Here is an 18164-nt window from a genome sequence, read left to right as displayed (position 1 = left end):
GCGTCCTTTCGAAGACTAGAGCCGCGCCAGGGCGACGGTGATGTTGTCCTGACCGCCCTGGGCGTTGGCCCAGTCGACCAGGGCGGACGCGGTGGCCAAGGGCTCGCCACCGTGCGCCGCTGCGGTCTGACGTACGAGGTCGGCCAGCGGTGCCGCCTCGGAGCAGTAGTTCCACAGCCCGTCCGAGCAGACCACGATCCATCCCGGCCCGGTCACCTGGACGGTCGTCGTACGGGGTGTGTGGTCCGGGGCGTCCTTGCCCAGCCACCGGGTGATCGCGTGTGCGTGCGGACCGGACTCGGCCTCCGCGCGCGGGATACCGGTCGCGATGAGCTCGGCGGCCCAGGAGTCGTCCACGGTCAGTGCGACGGCCTCGGCGTCGTCCGGGAACCAGTACGCGCGGCTGTCCCCGACCACACCGGCCACCAGCAGCCCGTCCTCCAGAACGGTCGCCACGAACGTGCACGACGCCGGGTTCGGACTGTCCGGACTCGTGTTCTCCAGTACGGCGTCATTGGCCGCATCGGCAGCCGCCTTGAGCCGGGCCGCGATCGCACCGCTGCGGGACGACACGGTGCCGATGCCCTGCGCGTGGCCGGCCTCGAGTACCTCGCGAGCGGCCCGGGCCGCGGCCAGACTGGCGACATCCGAGTCGAGTGACGAGCTGACCCCGTCGCAGACGACCAGCAGAGCCCTGCTGCCCGGCTCGGGGTCGGCCGCGATAGCCATGGCGTCCTCGTTCCGGCTGTGCCGGATGCCTCGGTCGCACACCCCGCCGACCCACGGTGCGGGCTGCTCGTCGAAGTGGTCGCGTGGCTTGGCGGCCTTGGTACCGCAGGTCTCGCAGTAGCCGTCCGTACCGACCACACCGCCACAGGACTGGCACGGACTGACCGGGGTCGTGTTGATCTCGACCGTCGGCTCGGTGTCCGTGTCCAGCGCCGGTGTGGTCGGCGCGGTCGGCTGGAGCTCGGCGCCACAGGCCTCGCAGAAGCGATCCGCCTCGGACACCGGGCCACCACAGCTGGGGCAGACCGTCTGGGTCGTACTCGTCATCGCAACGTCCATCCTCGAACCTCGTTGGCCAGGTCGACCAGGGCGATCCGTTCCGGCCGGCTCTTCGCATGGTTCGCCAGCTGACGGTAGGTGGCCTCGAGCCCGTCCCGCAGGGCCGGCTCGGTCGCCTCCTGTCCGTCGATCCGCAGCCCTTCCTGCGGACCGGACTGCTGAACCTCTGCCAGCGCGGTCCGGAACACGTCCGCGGCCAGGTTGGCCCGGTCGACCGGGTCGATGGTCAGCGCGTTGATGCTGTTCATCGCCTCGGCCAGCGCGGGCAGGCCACGCCCTGATCCTGCCAGTAGACCGGCTCGCTGGCGACGAGCCCGGATGTACGCGCCGCTGGTCCGCGGGACCAGGTCGAGTGCGGCGATGGCTCCGTCGAGGTCACCCCGGTTGGAACGGATCTGCGCCAGTCCGAAGGCCGACGGTGCGATGTAGTTCGCGTCGGTGCGCGCGCAGGTGAGGTACAACCCCTCCGCGACGTGGTGTTCGCCGCTGAGCTCACAGGCGATCGCCAGGGCGAGCTTCGGTGCGAGCTCACCCGGCACCTGGCCGTAGACGGCGTTGAACGCGGACTGTGCCCCGGGCGCGTCGCCACGGGCTAGCGCGACCAGTCCGGCCATCCAGACAGCCCGCCACTCCCATGGGTCCGCGGCGAGCAGGTCGGAGACCGCTGTGTCGACCATGTCGTAGCGATACTCGCCCACTTCGAGTGCGGTCTCGGCGATCTCCAACAGGACCTGCGGCGACGACTCGGGCGCATCGACGAGCACTTCCAGCCGCTTGGCGGGGTCGGGCACGCTCACTGTCTTCAGCCAACCGGCCATCTTGTCGCCGTCGTCCGGCGCCAGCGCCGGCAGTTGACGCCACGAGGTCGCTTCGTTGTCCGACCCGACTCCCCGGTCGCCCGAGGTCTCGAAAAGCAGCGACGACGCCGAGTGCTGGGCCGCCTTGTTGCCCTGCTTGTCGGCAACGACCTCGCGCAGTACGCCGAGCAGCTGCACCCGGAACTCGTCAGCGGTCTGGAACCGGTCCGCCGGGTCCTTCGCACAGGCCTTCAGGAGCAGCCGGTAGACCGAGTCGTACTTTTGGAACAGCGGTACGTCGGCCACCGGCGGCAACGACGTGACGAACCGGGACTGGTAGCCGCGGAACTCCATCGCCAGCACGCACAACGTCCGGCCGAGCGTGTAGATGTCGGAGGCAACGGACGGCCCGACCTCGGCCACCTCGGGCGCCTGGAAACCGACCGTTCCGTAGATCGCGGAGTCCATGTCGTCGATCCGCCGGACACCGCCGAGGTCGATCAGCTTGACCGCGTCACCGACCTGGATGATGTTGTCCGGCTTGAAGTCGCAGTACACCAGGCCGAGGTCGTGCAGGTACGAGAAGGCCGGCAGGATCTCCAGGATGTACGCGATCGCCTGGTCGATCGGCAGCGCGTCGTACTCGCCCTTTTTCGCCGCCATCCGCTGCTTGAGCAACGTCTTCAGCGAGGTGCCGCCGACGTACTCCATCACGATGTAGCCGGCGCCCTCGTGGGTGACGAAGTTGTAGATCTCCACGATCAGCGGGTGCTCGACCCGGGCCAGGAACTGCTGCTCGGCGATCGCGGCCGCGACGGCGTCCGGGTCCTCCGAGTTGAGCAGGCCCTTCAGCACCACCCAGCGGTCGGACACGTTCTTGTCCCGGGCCATGTAGATCCAGCCGAAACCACCGTGGGCCAGGCAGCCGGCCACCTCGTACTGGCCGCCGACCAGGTCACCCGGGTGCAGCTTGGGCGAGAACGAGAACGGGCTGCGGCACTTGGGGCAGAACCCGTCGGTGCGGCCCGGCTGGTCGCCACGGGAGCGGCCGACCGGGTTGCCGCAGTTGGGGCAGTTCCGGCGGTCCTCCGGGACCATCGGCTTGGCCAGGATCGCCTTGCTCGCGTCGATCGCGGGGATCGTCGGTACGTGCGTCAGGCCTGCACCGAGGCGTGCACCGCGCAGCCGCGTGGACGACGTACCGAGCCGGCGGGTCAGCTTCGAGCCGGCCGCTTGCGCGCGGGCAGAGCCGAGTGGTGTCGAGGCGAGCCGGTTGGACGCGCGGGAGACCGTCGACGGGCTGCTGATCGGGTCCGGAGCCGTGGAGCCGTCGGGCGCGGGTGAGCCGCAGACGTCGCAGTACCCGTCGACGTAGGTCCCGGTGCAGCCGGGCTGCGTGCAGGCACCGGTTGCCGGGGCCGGGCTCGCGCTCGCCGTACCGGATGCTGCGGGTGACCCGCAGACGTCGCAGTACCCGTCCTGGATCGTGCCCGTGCAGCCAGGCTGCGTGCAGGCGATGGTCGTGGTCATCTGGTCCCTCCGGTGCTCTCCAGGTAAGCCTGGTACGCCGTGACGAGCGCGCCGAGCCTGGCCAGGTCCACTGGCACCGACTCGATCACTGCACGTCCACGCCGGTACAACTCAGCAAGATCCTCGTTGCCTGGTGCAACGCTGGATGCCTTCACCTGATACGCGTCCAGCCGGGCAGCCAGTTCGTCACGCCGGTCCATCGCGGAGCCGTACGCCGACTGGGCCTGACTGAGCGCACGTCGTACGGCGTCCAGCCGGGTCAGGTACTTCTCCAGCTCGGCCGGGGTGTTCGGCACCGGCCCGATCGCAGTCACATCTGGTACGGCGAGACGCGGGGCCGGCGTGATCGCGGCAACGGCTCGGTCGGCGAGCGCCCGTACTGCGATGCCCTGCGCCTCCAGCTCACTGCGCAGCGACCGGGCCCGGGCGACATCGGCCGCACGCTCTTTGCGGGTCGCGGCACCGACGATCAGGTCGCGTTCGGTCCGGGCCGCGTCGATCTCCAGTGGACCGATCAACCCGCCGATGTCCGCGCCGCGCTTGTTGCGCTCGGCAAGGTCGGTGACCCGGCGATCGAGATCGTGGTGCTGGGCGATCGCCGCGTTGCGGGTGTTGGCCGGCTCGAGCGCGACCAGGTCGTTGATCCGCTCGACCCCCGCACGCAGTTGGCGCAATCGCGCTGCCAGGTCGGCGTCTCCCGGCTCCAGTGCGAGCTTGGCCCGCAGGCTGGACGCGAGCGCGTCCGACAACTTGCATGCCTCAGGCAACGAAACGGCGAGTGACCCACCGGCGCCGCCGGTGTCCAGGCCGCCCCAGATCAGGGTGGAGATCCGCTCGGTCTCGGTCTGCCCGACCCGCCCGGAGTCCCAGGTGACCAGGATCAGCTCGTACCGGTCCGACACCGCCTTCCACACCGCCATGCTGAGTACGACGTCAGCACTCAGCGCATCCGCCTCGGGGGAGTGCAGCGCGGCCTGGTCCAACTCGTCCAGCTCGGCCTTCCGCCGGTCCCGCCACGTCCCCAGTGCGTCGAGGAACGACAGCAGCTCCGTCGCCGGAATGCTGCTCCCCATCCTCCCCGGCGGCGCCGGCGCCGTGGCTGTCGGCGTACGAACGGTCATTGCCCCGGGATCCGGCCATAGACGGACGGCGGTGGGGACGTCAGCTCACCGAGCGCGGGCTTGAGCCACCTGTTGTACGACGTCATCCATTCGGGGCCGGCCTTCATCTGGTCGAGCACCTGGTTCACGAACCGCACGAACTCCGGATGCTTCAGCGACATGCCGAGACCGTACGGCTCGTCGCTGAACCTCTCCGGGAGCACCTTCGCGTACGGGTCCTGGACGACGTCGCCGGCCAGCACTGTGTCGTCACCGGTGATGCCGTACGCCTTGCCCGACTGGAACAGGGCCAGGCAGCCGGTGTCGGTGTCGGCGGTGATCGGCACTGCCTTGGGGTTCTTCCGCTTCAGGTTGTCCAGGCTGGTCGAACCGGCCGGGGCGCAGATGGTCTTGCCGTTCAGGTCTCCGATGGTTTTCGCCGTCGAGTCGATCGGCACCAGCGTCTTCTGCCCCGAGCGGTAGTACTCGGCGGAGAACGCGATCTGCTGCCAGCGCGAGCAGTTGATCGTCATGTTCCGCGCGACGATGTCGACCTGTTCCTTCTGCAACACCGGGATCCGCTGCGGGCTGGAGATCACCCGCAGCTCGACCGTGCCCTGGTCGGTGCCGAAGATCGCCCGCGCGACGGCCTTGATCATGTCGATGTCGAAACCCTCGATCTGCCCGCTGATCGGGTTACGCGAGCCGAGGTTGAGGCTGTCCGCGGACACCCCGGCGATCAGCCGGCCGCGTTTCTTGATCGTGTCCATGTACGTGGCGGGCGGCATCGCGCCGGGCGGCGGGAGGGTCCCCTCGGGTGTGTACGACGCCACCGGGTTGCCGCAGTTCGGCTGGGCGGCCGGTGGTGCGGGCGTCGCCTCGGCGGGCTGCTCCTTCGGCGGGATCTGCGTTGCGGTGTACTCACCGGATCCGCAGGCGGTGGCGGCGAGCAGGATCGCGAGCGAGGCCGCGACCGGGGCGAGCAGCTTCTTCATCGGTACTCCTCCAGTCGCTGCGACATACCCCAGGCGACCAGCAGAGCGGCCGCGATCCCGATCGGCAAGCCCAGCCAGCCGATCGGCGGCAGGCCGTCCCGGGCGTCGGTCAGCTCGGTCCGGACCGCCTCGCTCGTCGTCTTCAGCCGGTCGGCCGAGCTCTTGTCGAACGTGGTGAACGCGCTCACGGAGTTCAAGCCCTGCTGCTTGCCGACGGCCAGCGCGACGGCGTTGTCCCACTGGCCCTTCGTGTCGAGGGCGCGGACCGACTTGTGCACCTCGTTGTAGTTGTTCCACTGCGATCGCAAGGTGCCGCCGTTGTCGACGTTGTCCAACTGGTCCACCACGACGGCGGCCGAGTCGTTGTACGCCTTGTCGAACGCGTCGCCGGAACCACGGGCGATCAGGGTGAGGCTTTCGTTCGAGCGGGCGTCGTACGCGGCGATCCGGGCGCGTGACACGGCGAGCGCGTTGGAGTACGCGTCCGACCGGGTGTCCGAGGCGGCACTGGATGCGCTGGACAGGGAGACGCCACCGATCAGCGTGGTGAGCAGGACGAGTAGCGCACCGGCGGCGATCGGCAGGTTGACATAGCGGTGGGTACGACGGGCCAGCCAGCGCAGCGTGACAGCGAGGACGACCAGCGTCAGCAGGCCGCCGACCAGGACCCAGATGTTGCCCTGCCCGATGCCGTCGAACTCGGTGTCGACCCGCTGCTCATTGGCCTGCACCAGCGCCTTCACCAACGGCAGCGAGTCGCTCTGCAGTACGGCGTTCGCGTCCCTCAGGTACTGCGATCCGATCGGCAACCCCTGGCGGTTGTTGGCCCGAGCCTGCTCGATCAGGCCGTCGTACGTGATCAGCGTCTGGTTGAGCGCGCCGAGCGCGTCCTTGTCGGCCGGCTGCGCGGTCGCGGCCTCGGCGATGAGGCGCGCAGCCTCAGCCATCGAGTCGACGAAGTGCTGACGCTGTCCGGGCGGCTCGAGACCGCCGACCAGGAAGGCGTTGGTGGCGTCGGCGTTCGCGCTGACCAGGTTGGTGTGGATCGCCTGGATCCGGACCAGCTGGGCGGCGTTGGCCTCGGCGCGGGTGAGCGCGCCGTCGGACTGCCGGAAGCCTTGTGCGGCGGCCAGGCCGAAGACGACGCTCATTGCCGCGGCCACGATCAGGAACGCGCGCATCCGGCCCGGCGTCCCGTCGAACCACGCGGCGATCGGGCTCCGCCGGCTGGGCGCCGGGGCGCCTGGTTGCTGCGCCGCGGGCGGGACCGCCTGCTGGGCCGGCGGCGACCAGGCCGCGGGCGGCGGCGCACTCTGGGTCTGGGTCACGCCTGTTCTCCATCCTGCTGCTGCTGTTCCGTTGCGTCCGAAGAAACGTGGTCTGTAGACCTCGGATCTTCGGACGCAAAAGGTTCGACTGCGTGCTCGGGCTCGTCGGTGAGGTCTTCGGCGAGGATCTGACGCAGTTGGTCCTTGGTGGGTGCCGTGACGTCGCGGAGTCGCCAGGCGTGCCGGCCGATCGCGGCCTCCAGCACGTTCCGGGCGAACCGGCCGTTGCCGAACGACCGGTCCCGCGGAGTCCCCGCGAGGATCTCCCGGAACTTCGTCAGCGCCTCCGCGGTCAGCTCGTAGTCGGCGCCCTCGGCCAGCCCGGTGAGGATGTCGGTCAGCTCGTCGTCGCTGTAGTCCTCGAACCCGATCGTGGTCCGGAACCGGCTGGCCAGCCCCGGGTTCGCCGCGATGAATGCCGCCATCGGCTCCGGATAACCGGCCACGATCACGACCAGGTCGTCGCGCCGGTCCTCCATCTCCTTGACCAGCGTGTCGACCGCCTCCCGGCCGTACTGGTCGGCGCCGAACGTCCCCGCGGTCAGGCTGTAGGCCTCGTCGATGAACAGCACCCCGCCCACCGCGGACGCGACCACATCGGCGGTCTTCGTCGCGGTCTGGCCGAGGTACCCGGCGACCAGCTCGGAGCGGTCCACCTCGACGAGCTGCCCCTTGGACAACAGCCCGAGCGCCTTGTAGATCCCGCTCACCAACCGGGCCACGGTCGTCTTGCCAGTCCCTGGATTGCCCACGAACACCAGGTGCCTGGTGATCGTCGGACTCTTCAGCCCCGCCTCGGTCCGCAGCTTCTCCACCCGCAGTACGGCGACCTGCCGGTGAACCTCCCGCTTCACCTTGGCCAGCCCGGTCAACTCGTCCAGCTCGGCCAGCAGCTCTTCGACTGTCTTCGCGGGCTCTTCAGGCTTCTCGGGCTGTTCGGCAACCGCGGCATCAGGCTTGGCCTGCACGGTTGGCGTCGTACCGACCTGCAATGGGCGAGCGCCTGCGGCCTGCAGTTGCGCGGCCGCGGCCACCGAGGCGTTGCCGACAACCCGCATCGTGGGCTCACCCAGGGTGCAGGCCGCCGAAGCAACCTCGGCCAGGGCCTCGGCGTAGGCAACCTTCTCGGACGAACCCGTGGTCACCAGCTCGGTAAGCACAGCGGTCGGCGCCCCACGCCACCGCCGTCCGCGGACGGCGGCGTCGAAGAAGTCCTGGGTCGTTGCGCCGGGACTGACCTTCGCCCAGTCGGCAGACGCGCCCGGAGCAGACTCCGCCAAGGCAGCTGCCAACGTCAGCGCCTCCGTACGAGCCTTGTCCTCCGGGACTCCGGCACGAGCAGCTACAGCCAGCAGCGCGGTGACCGCTTGCTGGAGTGACTTACCCCCCTCGCCGCTCATGCTCCTCCTCGTCCGGCTGGTGGTTGCAGTGGTCCTGTGTCCGGTGGTGGTGTCGACGAGGTCGGGCCCAGGGCGAGGCCGCCGCCGGTCGATCCGGTGCCGAACTTCTCCTGCAGGAACCGGCCGTGGGCGATCAGCGCCGCCGCGTCGGCCCGGTTCACCGCGTCGAACACCTTGTCCATCGTGGCGCCCAAGAGGTCCAACTGATCGATCAGGATCATCAGCGACGTCTTGCCCTTGTCGACCGGCCGCGTGTCCGCCCACTGCCGCGGGAGCCGCAGATACCCGCCGATCGCCTCCGGCAGATAGTCGGTCGCCGTCGCCATTACCGAGTACGCCTGCGCGTTGCCACCGAGGTTGCCCAGCCGCGGGATCGTCTCCCGCACGATCCGGACCACCCGCCCGACCCGTGACGCGACCACAGCCGGTACGGCGCCGTCGGCAACCAACTGCTCGACGCGAGTCAGGGACGCGAGCAGATCGTCGGTCGTCGGTGGACGGGGGACCGGCGCAGGCTCGGGCTCCGCCTTGCGGCCGGTCAGCCGCGCGAAGAAGTCACCGAGCGCCATGCAACCCCCGTCCCCCAGCTAGCTTTCTGATTCAGCGACCGAGGTCGAGGTCGAGGCTGCCGTGGACGACCCGCTGGTCCTGCTGCGCGACCCGGTCCAGGTACGCGCGGGACTTGGACACCTCGCCCTCCAGCGTCCCGATGGTGGCCGCCATGTTGTCCAGCGCCTCCACCTTGAACGTGTCGATCGCGTCCATGGTCGCGTAGATGTTCGCGAACGCGGCCTGCAGTTGCGGCAGCCCGATCGTCGCCGACGCGGCCTGCTGCTGGATCGCCACCGAGTTGTCCCGCAGCATCTGCGAGGTCCGCTCGATCATCCCGCTGGTGGTCGTGTTCAGCGCGGTGATCTGGTCCAGCACCAGCTTCTGGTTGCCCAGGGCCTGCGCCACGATGACCGCCGTACGCAGGGCCGAGACAGTCGTCGTCGACGCGCGGTCGACGCCCTTGATCAGCTCGATGTTGTTCTTGATCACGATGTCGATGGCCAGGTAGTTCTGGATCGACACGGCCAGTTGGGTGAGCAGGTCCTGGTGCTTCTGCCGGACGTAGAACAGCACATCCTCGCGGAACGCCTTCGCCTTGTCCGGGTTGGTCGCTTCCAGTTCGGCGATGGCCGCGGACAGGCGGGCGTCGAGCCGCTCGGCGACGTACACGTACTGGTTCAGCCGGCCCATCGCGTCCCAGAGCTGCTGCTTCTCCAGGTTCAGCGCGGCGTTGTCCTTGCCGAGCTCGTCCTGCCCGTTGCGGAGCGCGTGCAGGATGCCCTCGAGGTGGCTCTGCGCGCTCTGGTACTTGCGGAAGTAGTCCTCGATCTTGTCCCCGAACGGGATCATCCCGAGCAGCTTCTTCGGGCCGGTCGCTTCCTTCGGGTCCAGGTCCTCGACCGTACGGCGAAGCTCCAGCAGCGTCTTGCCGACCGTCGAACCCTCGGACAGGCCGCCTTCCTGCAGCGCGCGGACCGGCGACTTGAGCAGCCGGTTCGAGCTGTCCGCGGCGGCCCGGATGTCGACGTCGCCCATGCTCCGGACGTCACTGGCCTTGGCGGCGAACTCCGGCGACCGCGGCTCGGCCGTCATCAGCGCCGCCAGGAAGGTGTCCACCTTGGAGTCCAGCCCGTGCAGCGCGGCCGGGTCGACCGCCGGTGCCAGACTCGGAGCCGCCGTCGCGGCAACAGGCTGTGACGGCGGCGGCGCGGTCAGTATCAGGCCTGGAGCGGTCGCCGTCGGCGGCTGCAACGGCGCCATCGCCGGCTGCGCGGCAGCACCCGCCGCGCCTGCTGTGTTGTCTGCTTCGGTCATCGTCGTTCCCCTCCGGTGGCCTCCGCGAGGCGTCCCCTCGCCCGCGCGCTGTCACCTCCGTGACGCGCACACAATCTACGCGGTTCCAGGTCTTCCTGGCTGCCCCGTTGCCTACTCGTTGTTAGCTGCGCCGGAAGCTGACGAAGCAGAAGCCCTCGTGCGGCTCGCGGGCAGTTTCGGTCCAGGCGGCCGGGTCCAGGTCCGGGAAGGTGACGTCGCCCGCGGGGGACTGGGCAACCTCGGTGAGCTCGAGGCGGTCGGCGTACGGGAGGGCCTGGCGGTAGATCTCGCCGCCGCCGGCTACGTAGAGGTCACCGTCGTACTTGAGGGCTTCCTCAAGAGTGTGGACGACCTCGACGCCCTCGGCGGACCAGTCGGCCTGGCGGGTGACGACGACGGTACGGCGGCCGGGCAGCGGGCGGCCGATCGAGTCGTACGTCTTGCGGCCCATCACCAACGTGTGGCCGAGCGTGAGCTGCTTGAAGTGCTGCAGGTCCTCGCGGATCCGCCACGGCAGGTCGTTGTCCCGCCCGATCACACCGTTCGCGCCGACCGCGGCGATCAGGATCACGGTCATACGGCGATGGGCGCCTTGATCCAGGGATGCGGGTCGTAGCCGACCAGCTTGACGTCCGCGATCTCGTAGCCGTCGATCGCGTCGCGCGGGGTCAGTTCCAGTGTCGGCAGCGGCCGGGGCTCCCGGGTGAGCTGCAACTGGGCCTGCTCCAGGTGGTTCACGTACAGGTGCGCGTCGCCGAGCGTGTGGACGAAGTCGCCGACCTCCAGCCCGGTCTGCTGCGCCACCATGTGCGTCAGCAGCGCGTACGACGCGATGTTGAAGGGCACCCCGAGGAAGATGTCGGCGGACCGCTGGTAGAGCTGGCACGACAGCCGTCCCTCGGCGACGTAGAACTGGAACATCGTGTGGCAGGGCGGCAACGCCATGTTGTCCACATCCGCGACGTTCCACGCGTTGACGATGTGCCGGCGGGAGTCGGGGTTGTTCTTGATCGACTCGATCACGTTCGCGATCTGGTCCACGTGCCGGCCGTCCGGAGTCGGCCAGGACCGCCACTGGTAGCCGTACACCGGTCCGAGCTCACCGTCGGCGTCGGCCCACTCGTCCCAGATGCCGATGTTGTTCTCGTGCAGCCACTTCACGTTGGTGGAGCCGCTGAGGAACCAGATCAGCTCACCCACCACGGAGCGCAACTGGAGCTTCTTGGTGGTCACTGCGGGGAAGCCCGCGCGGAGGTCGTACCGCGACTGGTGGCCGAACACACTCAGCGTGCCAGTCCCGGTTCGGTCCCCCTTCTGCACCCCGTGGTCCAGCACATGCCGAAGGAGATCCAGGTACTGCTGCATGCGGCCAAGCTAACACCGACCGGCGACAATCCTGCGGACCGCCAGGCCATCACAAGCGGCCGACGCTCGGCGCGCCCACGCTCGCGGCGGCGCGAGGTCGGCCATTGTGATGGCCTGGCGGTCCGGCCTGAAAGACTCACATCCGTGGACGAGTTCGTGCTGACCTTGGTGGTGCGGGTCGAGAAGAGTGCGCGGCCGGGTCAGACGGATGCGTTGGAGACGGCGGCGCGGGCGGTGCTCGCGATCCTGGCGGACGAGCGGTCGGCCGGCGAGGGGGAGTGGGCCGAGGCGATGCGGGCCTGGCAGGACGCGAGGATCCGGAAGGTGGTACGACGGGCGCGCGGTGCCGAGTGGCGACGAGCCGAGGCGTTGCCGGGGATCACGGTGACGGGGTCGGCGGCCGAGGTCCGGGTGTTCCCGCCCGTGCCGCTGGACGCCGTACCGAAGGATCTCGCCAAGTTGCAGGTGACGGGCACGGACTTCGAGGATCCAGCAGAGTTGCCCAGCGTTGCCGCGGACGAGCCGGTCTTGTGGATCAATCCGGGACTGACGATGTCCAGTGGGAAGGCGATGGCGCAGTGCGGCCATGCGGCGCATCTCGCCTGGCTCGCGCTGTCAGCGGCGGGCCGGAAGGAGTGGGTCGCGGCGGACTTCGCCTTGGCGGTGCGCACCGCCACCCCTCGGCACTGGAACGAGCTGCTGACAAGTGGTCTGCCGGTGGTCCAGGACGCCGGCTTCACCGAGGTGGCACCGGGCTCGCGTACCGTCATCGCGGCTCATCCCTTGCTGACGCGGTAGTGCATGTGGGTGACCCGGTCGCCCTCGACGACCTTCGGGTTGTCCAGCAGGACGTGCTCGCCGGCGTAGTCGCCGAAGAAGCGGATGCCGGTGCCGAACACGACCGGTGCGAGGTTGTACGCGATCTCGTCGACCAGGCCGGCCGCGAGCGCCTGGCCGGTCAGGTTGCCGCCGGTGACCGCGACGTCGCCGTCGCCGGCGTGCGCCTTGGCCTGCGCGATCGCGTCCTCGATCCCGTTGACGAAGGTGAACGGCGCGTCCGGGAAGGGCCAGTCGGTCGGGGCCTCGTGGGTGACCACGAAGACGTGGTCGCCGACCGCGGGGACGCCGTTCCAGCCGTTGGTGATGTCGAACAGGCGCCGCCCGATCACGCAGGAGCGGATGTTCGGCCAGGTCGCGTTCATGTAGTCGGCACTCGCCTGGCTGACCTGGAACGGACGTCCCGGGTCGCTGCCGTACACCTCGACCGGGCCGTTGTAGTACCAGTCGAACAACGGCCCGACCCCGTCCTCGGTGTCCGCAACGAAGCCGTCCAGCGAGACCACAGCAGAGGCAATGACATTCCCCATCGTCACTTCTCCTTCCTGACTCGATAGGTGAGGTGCTGGGCGGCCGGGGTCGAGATCGACCTGACCAGATCCAGCGAGTACGTCGGTGCCGCATCGGCCGGGAACAGCCGGGTCCCGTCACCGAGTACGACGGGTGCGACATGCAACTGGACGATGTCGGCCAGTCCGGCCGCGAGCACCTGGTGGCAGATCTGCCCGCCACCCATCACGAAGACGTCCTTGTCCCCGGCCGCTTCGCGAGCCTGCGCGACCGCGCTCTCCACGCCATCGGTGACGAACCGGAAGCGGTCGCCGAGGCGGGTCTGCGCCGGCGCCGAGTGGGTGACGACGAAGATCGGCGGATTCACCTCGCCGGTCGGCTTGGCGCCGTACCCCATCTCGTCGTTCCAGCCGTCCGGAGCGTCGATGATGTCGAACAGGTTCCGGCCCTGGATGACCGCGCCGGTGGCCTCGAAGGCCTCGTCCAGTACTTCGCGGTCCTCGGCGGTGCCGTTGAAGACCCACTCGTGCAGGGCCTCGCCGCCGTCGCCGAGCCCGTTGTCGAGACCGACATTGGGCCCGGTGACGTAGCCGTCCAGGGATACCGAGATGTCGACGATGACCTGGGTCATCGGTCAGCTCTCCTTCGCGAGCAGTTCGGCCAGCCGGTCCATCGAGTCGTTGATGCCGTCGTTCATGCCGTACTCGATCGACTGGTCGCGGGCCTCGACCGACGGAAACACCGAGCGCTGATTCAGCCGGACGCCGGTCTCGGTGGGGTCGAGGGTCATCTTCTCGATGCAGACCTCACCCGGAGCGCCCTCCCACTCGAAGGTCTGGATGACCATCTTGTCCTGCTCGACGGTGTGGAAGACACCGCGGAACGCGTACTCACCGGAGTCGTCGCGGTGGACGTAGCGATAGCTGCCGCCGGGGCGTACGTCGTACTTCTCGATCGTCGCGTCGAGGTCGCGCGGACCGAGCCACTGGGAGACCAACTCCGGGTCGGTCATGACCCTGAACAGCTGGGCCGGGGTCGCGTCGAACTCGCGGGTCACCTCGACGAACGGGGTGCCGGCGGGGGTGTTGATGACGGTGGCGTTCATTTCTCCTGCTCCTTCACTTGTCCTGCTCACTTCTCTTGCCCTTGCACGGTCTTGAGTACTGCGTCCATCCGGCGGAAGCGGCGTTCGGTCTCCAGCCGGTACTCGTCGATCCAGCTGGTCAGCGCTTCGAGCACGGCCGGTTCCAGGTGGCACGGGCGGCGCTGGCCGTCCCGGGTCCGGGAGATCAGCCCGGCGGCCTCGAGCACCTGGATGTGCCGCGACACCGCCTGCTTGGTGATCGGGAACAACTCGGCCAGTTCGTTGACGGTGGCCGGACCGCGCGACAGCCGCGCGATCATCGCTCGCCGGACCGGGTCACCGAGTGCGGTGAAGGCCCGATCGAGCTGCTCGTCGTCAACTGCCATCTTTATCAACCATCCTGTTGATCAACCGATGCGTTGACTATAGGAAGACGGCCGGCGGGGTGTCAAGAGGACGGTTTAAGCAACTCTGGTTGACATGGCTCGTTTGTCAACCTAAGTTGCTTATATGAGTGAGTTGGTGGATCCCGAGGACCCGGCGGCCGGGCTGGCCGCGGTCGTGGCGCTGCGCCGGCTGGCCGACCGGCTGGAGGACAGCCAGGTGGAGCAGGCGATGCGGGCCGGCTGGAGCTGGTCCGACGTCGCCGAGGTGCTGGGGGTCACCCGGCAGGCCGTTCACAAGAAACACGCCAAGCGGCTGATCGCCGCGGGTGTCGCCCTGAGGAGGCGCTGATGTCGTCCGATGCGAAGGACGTTCGCACGATTCTGGTGCGCGATGCGCGAGAGGTTGCCCGCCGCGACGGGTCCCGGACGGTCGAGGCCGAGCACGTGCTGCTCGCTCTGGCCGGGATGGAAGGCAATCCGGCCGCGCGGTTGCTGGCCGATGCCGGGTTGACCGAGGACACGATCCGGGCGGCGCTGGATCGCGAATGGGAGCAGAGCCTGGCGATCGCCGGGATCGCGGTCCGGATCGGACTGTTGCCCCAGGCAACACCTGACCACAGCCACGATCCGCACATCGGCGAATCCGTCCGGCTGCTGCTCAAGCGGGCAATCGACGCCCCTCCCAAAGTCAGCGGGACCCGGATCGGCTCGGTCCGCATCCTGGTCGGCATCCTCGACACCGACCGCGGCCGAGTCGCCCGAGCCCTACAAACCGCCGGCGTAGACCGAGCCGCCCTCCGCACCCGCGCCACCGAGGTCCTAATGCAAGGCACCCGCTGATGCCCGGCCCGGAGCGTCCACGGGGATCCGGCTCGTCGCCTCCGCGGGCCTCCGCCGGCCCGGCTGCCGGCTCGCGTTGGACCACCAGCCGCCTCGTCTCGTGCGGCTTGCTCGCCGGCCCGGTTTTCGTCACCGCCTTCCTGATCCAGGGTGCTCTCAAGGGATCGGGCTACGACGCTCTGCGCCACCCGGTCAGCTCACTGGCGCTCGGTAATCACGGCTGGGTGCAGACGGTCAACTTCCTGCTCTGCGGTGTGCTGACGGTCGCGTTCGCTGTCGGTCTCTGGCGTTCGGGGGTGCGTGCCGGCGCGGTGCTGATCGGCGTGTGGGGCGTCGGCCTGGTTGGCGCCGGGCTGTTCGTGACGGATCCGGTGAGCGGGTTCCCGGTCGGTACGCCGGCCGCCATCGACTACACCACGATCGGCGCACTGCATGACGGATTCTCACTACCCGCCTTCCTCGCCCTGGCCGCGGCACAGGTCGTCCTGTCCCGCGGCCAAGGCTGGAAGTGGCTCACCTATTCATTGCTCAGTGCAACAGCTTTCGTAGCGTGCTTCCTGCTCGCCAGTTCCGGATTCGATCAGGCGGCATCGCTGGTCGACGTCGCCGGCCTCTTCCAGCGACTGGCCGTGACGATCGGCTGGGCCTGGATGTTCACGCTGGCCCTCCGCATCTGCCGTACCTAGATCGTCTCGAACCCCGCCATCATCGCCATGTCCTCGTGCTCGAGGTTGTGGCAGTGGATCAGGTATTTGCCCTTGTGGGCGGTGAACTTGACCAGCACCTCGACCACCTCCGCGGGCCGGATGTCCACGGTGTCCTTCCAGCCCGCGTCGTACGCGCCGGCGCCCTTGCCGCGGCGGCTCAGCACCTGGAACGGCGCGAGGTGGACGTGGACCGGGTGGTGGACGTCGGTGACGAAGGTCCAGATCTCCTCCTGATCCAGCTTCACCTGGGCCTGCATCACCACCGGATCGAATGCCTTCCCGTTGATGGTCCAGCCTTTGTGGCCGCCGGCGTCACCACGGCTGAATTTCCACTTCCGCCGTACGGCGTTGGCCGGCTTCGGCAGCACGGCGTACGACGAGAGCTTGGCCGGGATGTGGCTGTCGTCGGTGGCCTTCCGGGCGACCTTGAAACGCATGACGTTGGCGTTTCCGTCCAGCTTGTTGACCAGCGTGACCTCGTCGCCGGGCTGGTACTGCGAGAAGTCCACGATCACGTCGAAGCGTTCAGCCGGCGCGATCACTAACGTGTCGTGCTCGGTCGGTGCGTCGAGCAGTCCCCCGTCGCTGCCGATCTGGACGAACTTCGCCGGACCCTTGTCGAACGCGAGCTCGTACCGGCGGGCGTTGGCGGCGTTGAGGATCCGGAGCCGATAGCGGACCGCGTCCACCTCATGCACCGGCCACGGCGCGCCGTTGACGAGCGTCACGTCGGCGACGACACCTTCCATGTACGCCGACTCGACACCAGGCCGGTCCTTCGCGGCCGGATACAAGAACGAGCCGTCCTCGGCGAACGCGCGGTCCGCGATGACGAGCGGGATCTCACGATCGCCTGCTGGCAAGGGCAAACGGTCCTCTTCGTCGTCGCGGATGATGTGGAATCCGAAGAGGCCGCGGTAGACCTGTGGAGCGGTGTAGTCCATCCGGTGGTCGTGGTACCAGAGTGTGGCGGCCCGCTGTGTGTTCGGGTACGTGTACACGCGGTTGCCCGTCTTCACGTCGCCTCCGGTCATGTTGTGGTGGCCGCCGTGCCCCTGGTGATCGCCAGGTGGCATGAGCAGGTCCAGTGGCCAGCCGTCACTTGCGGCCGGGGTGTGGCCGCCATGCAGGTGTACGGCGGTCGGTACGTCGAGCTGGTTGACCTGCTCGATCACGGTGGTTCGCCCACTCCGTACGTCGAAGGTGGGGCCGGGCAAAAGGCCGTCGTACCCGAGGACCTCGGTCTTGAGGCCGGGGAGGATCTCGAGGCGCACCTTCCGTTGTACGACGCGGTAGTAGTCGGATCCGCCTTCGGTGCGGACCGGCTTCTTCACTGGTGGGATGGGGAGTGGGACCTTGAACGGCTCGGGGAGCGGGGCCTGGCTGCGCAGGAGCTCTCCGGCCTGCGACGGCGACGGGTCGAGGCCGCAGTTGGTCAGGGTCAGGGCGGCACCGGTGCCGCCGGCAACGGCCAGGAAACCTCGGCGGGACATCTTCATTGCTTCGGCTCCTTGCGACTTTGGCGGGCGGCGGGGCGGAACGACCAGACGGTCATCCAGACGACGGTGACGACGATCGCCGTACCGAGAGGGACATGGACGGCGAAGTTCTGCAGGGAGCCGAAGACGAGCTGGACGAACTCGGCGAAGAACAGGACGACCGTGAGCAGTGCCGGCCACACGCGGCCGCCGCCGGCCAGCCAATAGACGGCCGCGACGACGAACTGGATCATCGACAGCATCCACAGCGTCGAGCCGATCGGGCTGTGCACGTCCATCGCGTCGGCTTCGCCGGACAGGAAGTACCCGGCCAGGATCGGTTGTGCCACCACCAGGCCGGCGTGCAGCAGCAGGATGATGCGCAGCATCCACAATGACGCGCGTGGTCGTCGTACTGTCATGCCATCACCTGTCCTTGGCGGCGGGTCCAGAAGGCGAACGTGACCACGGCGCCGACCAAGGCGATGCCGAGTGGGATGTGCAGGGCCAGGTCGCGGCTGTAACCCATACCGATCTGGACGCTCTCGCCGATCAGCACCAGCAGCGACACCAGCGGCGCCGCGAACCGGCCGCCGGACCGCCACCAGATCGTTGCTGCCAGCAACTGGACGAGCGCGATCGTGGCGACCGCCATCCCGATCGGCTCGTGGATCCGGAGCGCACCGCCGGAGCCGTTCAGGTAGACACCGGCGAGGACGGGTTGCAGGCAGATCGCGATCGCATGAGTCGCGGCGACCAGCCGGAGGGCGGCAAGAGACTTCATGTAGACAGACAATAGTAGCCAGGCTACATGTAGAGCAATCAGGTATCGCCCTGGGCGCGCTCAGGCCCGCCCTCGGGGGTGATCAGGCT

21 protein-coding genes are annotated in these 18164 nt (G+C 68.6%); 4 read left to right on the top strand and 17 right to left on the bottom strand.

The genetic code is table 11. The annotated features are described in order from the left end of the window. Nucleotides 1-15 precede the first annotated feature (15 nt). The 10 genes from V9K99_RS10205 to V9K99_RS10160 all read right to left on the bottom strand — a co-directional run bounded on the left by V9K99_RS10205 (nucleotide 16) and on the right by V9K99_RS10160 (nucleotide 11449). Nucleotides 16-1068: a PP2C family serine/threonine-protein phosphatase gene (locus tag V9K99_RS10205; RefSeq protein WP_337003478.1), complete on the bottom strand. Its 1053-nt coding sequence runs from the start codon at nucleotides 1066-1068 to the stop codon at nucleotides 16-18. Then, nucleotides 1053-3395, bottom strand: a complete 2343-nt coding sequence (locus V9K99_RS10200) for a serine/threonine-protein kinase (RefSeq protein ID WP_337003477.1) — start codon at nucleotides 3393-3395, stop codon at nucleotides 1053-1055. Before V9K99_RS10200 ends, V9K99_RS10205 begins: the two co-directional genes overlap by 16 nt. Next, nucleotides 3392-4516, bottom strand: coding sequence for a hypothetical protein (locus V9K99_RS10195; RefSeq protein WP_337003475.1), 1125 nt, complete (start codon nucleotides 4514-4516; stop codon nucleotides 3392-3394). Before V9K99_RS10195 ends, V9K99_RS10200 begins: the two co-directional genes overlap by 4 nt. Further along, nucleotides 4513-5490 carry a glutamate ABC transporter substrate-binding protein gene (locus tag V9K99_RS10190; RefSeq protein WP_337003473.1) on the bottom strand — a complete coding sequence of 326 codons (978 nt, stop codon included), beginning with the start codon at nucleotides 5488-5490 and terminating at the stop codon, nucleotides 4513-4515. The genes V9K99_RS10195 and V9K99_RS10190 overlap by 4 nt, the downstream gene beginning before the upstream one ends. Further along, nucleotides 5487-6818 (bottom strand): hypothetical protein, encoded by a 1332-nt coding sequence (locus V9K99_RS10185; protein WP_337003471.1) that lies wholly within the window; start codon nucleotides 6816-6818, stop codon nucleotides 5487-5489. The genes V9K99_RS10190 and V9K99_RS10185 overlap by 4 nt, the downstream gene beginning before the upstream one ends. Continuing rightward, entirely contained in the window at nucleotides 6815-8218 is a 1404-nt protein-coding gene (locus V9K99_RS10180; RefSeq protein ID WP_337003469.1) for an AAA family ATPase, read from the bottom strand. Before V9K99_RS10180 ends, V9K99_RS10185 begins: the two co-directional genes overlap by 4 nt. After that, on the bottom strand, nucleotides 8215-8787 hold the full coding sequence (locus V9K99_RS10175) for a hypothetical protein (RefSeq protein WP_337003467.1): 573 nt from the start codon (nucleotides 8785-8787) through the stop codon (nucleotides 8215-8217). The genes V9K99_RS10180 and V9K99_RS10175 overlap by 4 nt, the downstream gene beginning before the upstream one ends. 31 nt (nucleotides 8788-8818) lie before the next feature. Beyond that, entirely contained in the window at nucleotides 8819-10084 is a 1266-nt protein-coding gene (locus tag V9K99_RS10170; protein ID WP_337003465.1) for a toxic anion resistance protein, read from the bottom strand. 121 nt (nucleotides 10085-10205) lie between these two features. Next, nucleotides 10206-10661 carry a dihydrofolate reductase gene (locus V9K99_RS10165; protein ID WP_337003463.1) on the bottom strand — a complete coding sequence of 152 codons (456 nt, stop codon included), beginning with the start codon at nucleotides 10659-10661 and terminating at the stop codon, nucleotides 10206-10208. Next, complete coding sequence (locus V9K99_RS10160; protein ID WP_337003461.1) at nucleotides 10658-11449, bottom strand: thymidylate synthase; 792 nt, start codon at nucleotides 11447-11449, stop codon at nucleotides 10658-10660. The genes V9K99_RS10165 and V9K99_RS10160 overlap by 4 nt, the downstream gene beginning before the upstream one ends. A gap of 144 nt (nucleotides 11450-11593) precedes the next feature. Here V9K99_RS10160 and V9K99_RS10155 point away from each other — a divergent pair, with 144 nt between their 5' ends. After that, nucleotides 11594-12247 (top strand): peptidyl-tRNA hydrolase, encoded by a 654-nt coding sequence (locus V9K99_RS10155; protein WP_337322864.1) that lies wholly within the window; start codon nucleotides 11594-11596, stop codon nucleotides 12245-12247. Here V9K99_RS10155 and V9K99_RS10150 read toward each other — a convergent pair. The 4 genes from V9K99_RS10150 to V9K99_RS10135 are packed head-to-tail and all read right to left on the bottom strand — an operon-like array spanning nucleotide 12226 to nucleotide 14266. Then, nucleotides 12226-12816, bottom strand: a complete 591-nt coding sequence (locus tag V9K99_RS10150; RefSeq protein WP_337003457.1) for a dihydrofolate reductase family protein — start codon at nucleotides 12814-12816, stop codon at nucleotides 12226-12228. The genes V9K99_RS10155 and V9K99_RS10150 overlap by 22 nt on opposite strands. Nucleotides 12817-12818: 2 nt before the next feature. Then, nucleotides 12819-13427 carry a dihydrofolate reductase family protein gene (locus V9K99_RS10145; RefSeq protein ID WP_337003455.1) on the bottom strand — a complete coding sequence of 203 codons (609 nt, stop codon included), beginning with the start codon at nucleotides 13425-13427 and terminating at the stop codon, nucleotides 12819-12821. A 3-nt stretch (nucleotides 13428-13430) separates the two neighbouring features. Further along, nucleotides 13431-13901 (bottom strand): SRPBCC family protein, encoded by a 471-nt coding sequence (locus tag V9K99_RS10140; protein ID WP_337003453.1) that lies wholly within the window; start codon nucleotides 13899-13901, stop codon nucleotides 13431-13433. Between the two features lie 26 nt (nucleotides 13902-13927). Then, nucleotides 13928-14266 (bottom strand): ArsR/SmtB family transcription factor, encoded by a 339-nt coding sequence (locus V9K99_RS10135; RefSeq protein WP_337003451.1) that lies wholly within the window; start codon nucleotides 14264-14266, stop codon nucleotides 13928-13930. 124 nt (nucleotides 14267-14390) lie between these two features. Here V9K99_RS10135 and V9K99_RS10130 point away from each other — a divergent pair, with 124 nt between their 5' ends. The 3 genes from V9K99_RS10130 to V9K99_RS10120 are packed head-to-tail and all read left to right on the top strand — an operon-like array spanning nucleotide 14391 to nucleotide 15792. After that, nucleotides 14391-14615, top strand: a complete 225-nt coding sequence (locus V9K99_RS10130) for a hypothetical protein (RefSeq protein WP_337003449.1) — start codon at nucleotides 14391-14393, stop codon at nucleotides 14613-14615. Then, nucleotides 14615-15106: a Clp protease N-terminal domain-containing protein gene (locus V9K99_RS10125; RefSeq protein WP_337003447.1), complete on the top strand. Its 492-nt coding sequence runs from the start codon at nucleotides 14615-14617 to the stop codon at nucleotides 15104-15106. The genes V9K99_RS10130 and V9K99_RS10125 overlap by 1 nt, the downstream gene beginning before the upstream one ends. Beyond that, nucleotides 15106-15792, top strand: coding sequence for a DUF998 domain-containing protein (locus tag V9K99_RS10120; RefSeq protein WP_337003445.1), 687 nt, complete (start codon nucleotides 15106-15108; stop codon nucleotides 15790-15792). The genes V9K99_RS10125 and V9K99_RS10120 overlap by 1 nt, the downstream gene beginning before the upstream one ends. Here the strand turns inward: V9K99_RS10120 and V9K99_RS10115 are convergent. Genes V9K99_RS10115 through V9K99_RS10105 form a run of 3 tightly spaced genes read right to left on the bottom strand, consistent with a single transcriptional unit; the run spans nucleotide 15789 to nucleotide 18075 of the window. Further along, the gene (locus tag V9K99_RS10115; protein WP_337003443.1) at nucleotides 15789-17312 is read right to left on the bottom strand and encodes a multicopper oxidase domain-containing protein; all 1524 of its coding nucleotides are present in this window, start codon (nucleotides 17310-17312) and stop codon (nucleotides 15789-15791) included. The two genes, V9K99_RS10120 and V9K99_RS10115, sit on opposite strands and share 4 nt — an antisense overlap. After that, on the bottom strand, nucleotides 17309-17713 hold the full coding sequence (locus tag V9K99_RS10110; protein ID WP_337003441.1) for a hypothetical protein: 405 nt from the start codon (nucleotides 17711-17713) through the stop codon (nucleotides 17309-17311). Before V9K99_RS10110 ends, V9K99_RS10115 begins: the two co-directional genes overlap by 4 nt. After that, nucleotides 17710-18075, bottom strand: coding sequence for a hypothetical protein (locus tag V9K99_RS10105; RefSeq protein ID WP_337003439.1), 366 nt, complete (start codon nucleotides 18073-18075; stop codon nucleotides 17710-17712). The genes V9K99_RS10110 and V9K99_RS10105 overlap by 4 nt, the downstream gene beginning before the upstream one ends. Nucleotides 18076-18164: the final 89 nt, after the last annotated feature.

Source organism: Kribbella sp. CCNWLW201, assembly GCF_037203805.1.
Taxonomy (GTDB): Bacteria; Actinomycetota; Actinomycetes; order Propionibacteriales; family Kribbellaceae; genus Kribbella.
The sequence above is the reverse complement of the archived record's forward strand: the minus strand, read 5'-3'. Positions and strand labels throughout refer to the sequence as shown.

Bases quoted from the DNA above. Each gene is read 5' to 3' on its own strand.
- V9K99_RS10205 (WP_337003478.1), bottom strand. From the start codon at position 1,068: ATGGACGTTGCGATGACGAGTACGACCCAGACGGTCTGCCCCAGCTGT.
- V9K99_RS10200 (WP_337003477.1), bottom strand. From the start codon at position 3,395: ATGACCACGACCATCGCCTGCACGCAGCCTGGCTGCACGGGCACGATC.
- V9K99_RS10195 (WP_337003475.1), bottom strand. From the start codon at position 4,516: ATGACCGTTCGTACGCCGACAGCCACGGCGCCGGCGCCGCCGGGGAGG.
- V9K99_RS10190 (WP_337003473.1), bottom strand. From the start codon at position 5,490: ATGAAGAAGCTGCTCGCCCCGGTCGCGGCCTCGCTCGCGATCCTGCTC.
- V9K99_RS10180 (WP_337003469.1), bottom strand. From the start codon at position 8,218: ATGAGCGGCGAGGGGGGTAAGTCACTCCAGCAAGCGGTCACCGCGCTG.
- V9K99_RS10175 (WP_337003467.1), bottom strand. From the start codon at position 8,787: ATGGCGCTCGGTGACTTCTTCGCGCGGCTGACCGGCCGCAAGGCGGAG.
- V9K99_RS10170 (WP_337003465.1), bottom strand. From the start codon at position 10,084: ATGACCGAAGCAGACAACACAGCAGGCGCGGCGGGTGCTGCCGCGCAG.
- V9K99_RS10165 (WP_337003463.1), bottom strand. From the start codon at position 10,661: ATGACCGTGATCCTGATCGCCGCGGTCGGCGCGAACGGTGTGATCGGG.
- V9K99_RS10160 (WP_337003461.1), bottom strand. From the start codon at position 11,449: ATGCAGCAGTACCTGGATCTCCTTCGGCATGTGCTGGACCACGGGGTG.
- V9K99_RS10150 (WP_337003457.1), bottom strand. From the start codon at position 12,816: ATGGGGAATGTCATTGCCTCTGCTGTGGTCTCGCTGGACGGCTTCGTT.
- V9K99_RS10145 (WP_337003455.1), bottom strand. From the start codon at position 13,427: ATGACCCAGGTCATCGTCGACATCTCGGTATCCCTGGACGGCTACGTC.
- V9K99_RS10140 (WP_337003453.1), bottom strand. From the start codon at position 13,901: ATGAACGCCACCGTCATCAACACCCCCGCCGGCACCCCGTTCGTCGAG.
- V9K99_RS10135 (WP_337003451.1), bottom strand. From the start codon at position 14,266: ATGGCAGTTGACGACGAGCAGCTCGATCGGGCCTTCACCGCACTCGGT.
- V9K99_RS10130 (WP_337003449.1), top strand. From the start codon at position 14,391: ATGAGTGAGTTGGTGGATCCCGAGGACCCGGCGGCCGGGCTGGCCGCG.
- V9K99_RS10125 (WP_337003447.1), top strand. From the start codon at position 14,615: ATGTCGTCCGATGCGAAGGACGTTCGCACGATTCTGGTGCGCGATGCG.
- V9K99_RS10120 (WP_337003445.1), top strand. From the start codon at position 15,106: ATGCCCGGCCCGGAGCGTCCACGGGGATCCGGCTCGTCGCCTCCGCGG.
- V9K99_RS10115 (WP_337003443.1), bottom strand. From the start codon at position 17,312: ATGAAGATGTCCCGCCGAGGTTTCCTGGCCGTTGCCGGCGGCACCGGT.
- V9K99_RS10110 (WP_337003441.1), bottom strand. From the start codon at position 17,713: ATGACAGTACGACGACCACGCGCGTCATTGTGGATGCTGCGCATCATC.
- V9K99_RS10105 (WP_337003439.1), bottom strand. From the start codon at position 18,075: ATGAAGTCTCTTGCCGCCCTCCGGCTGGTCGCCGCGACTCATGCGATC.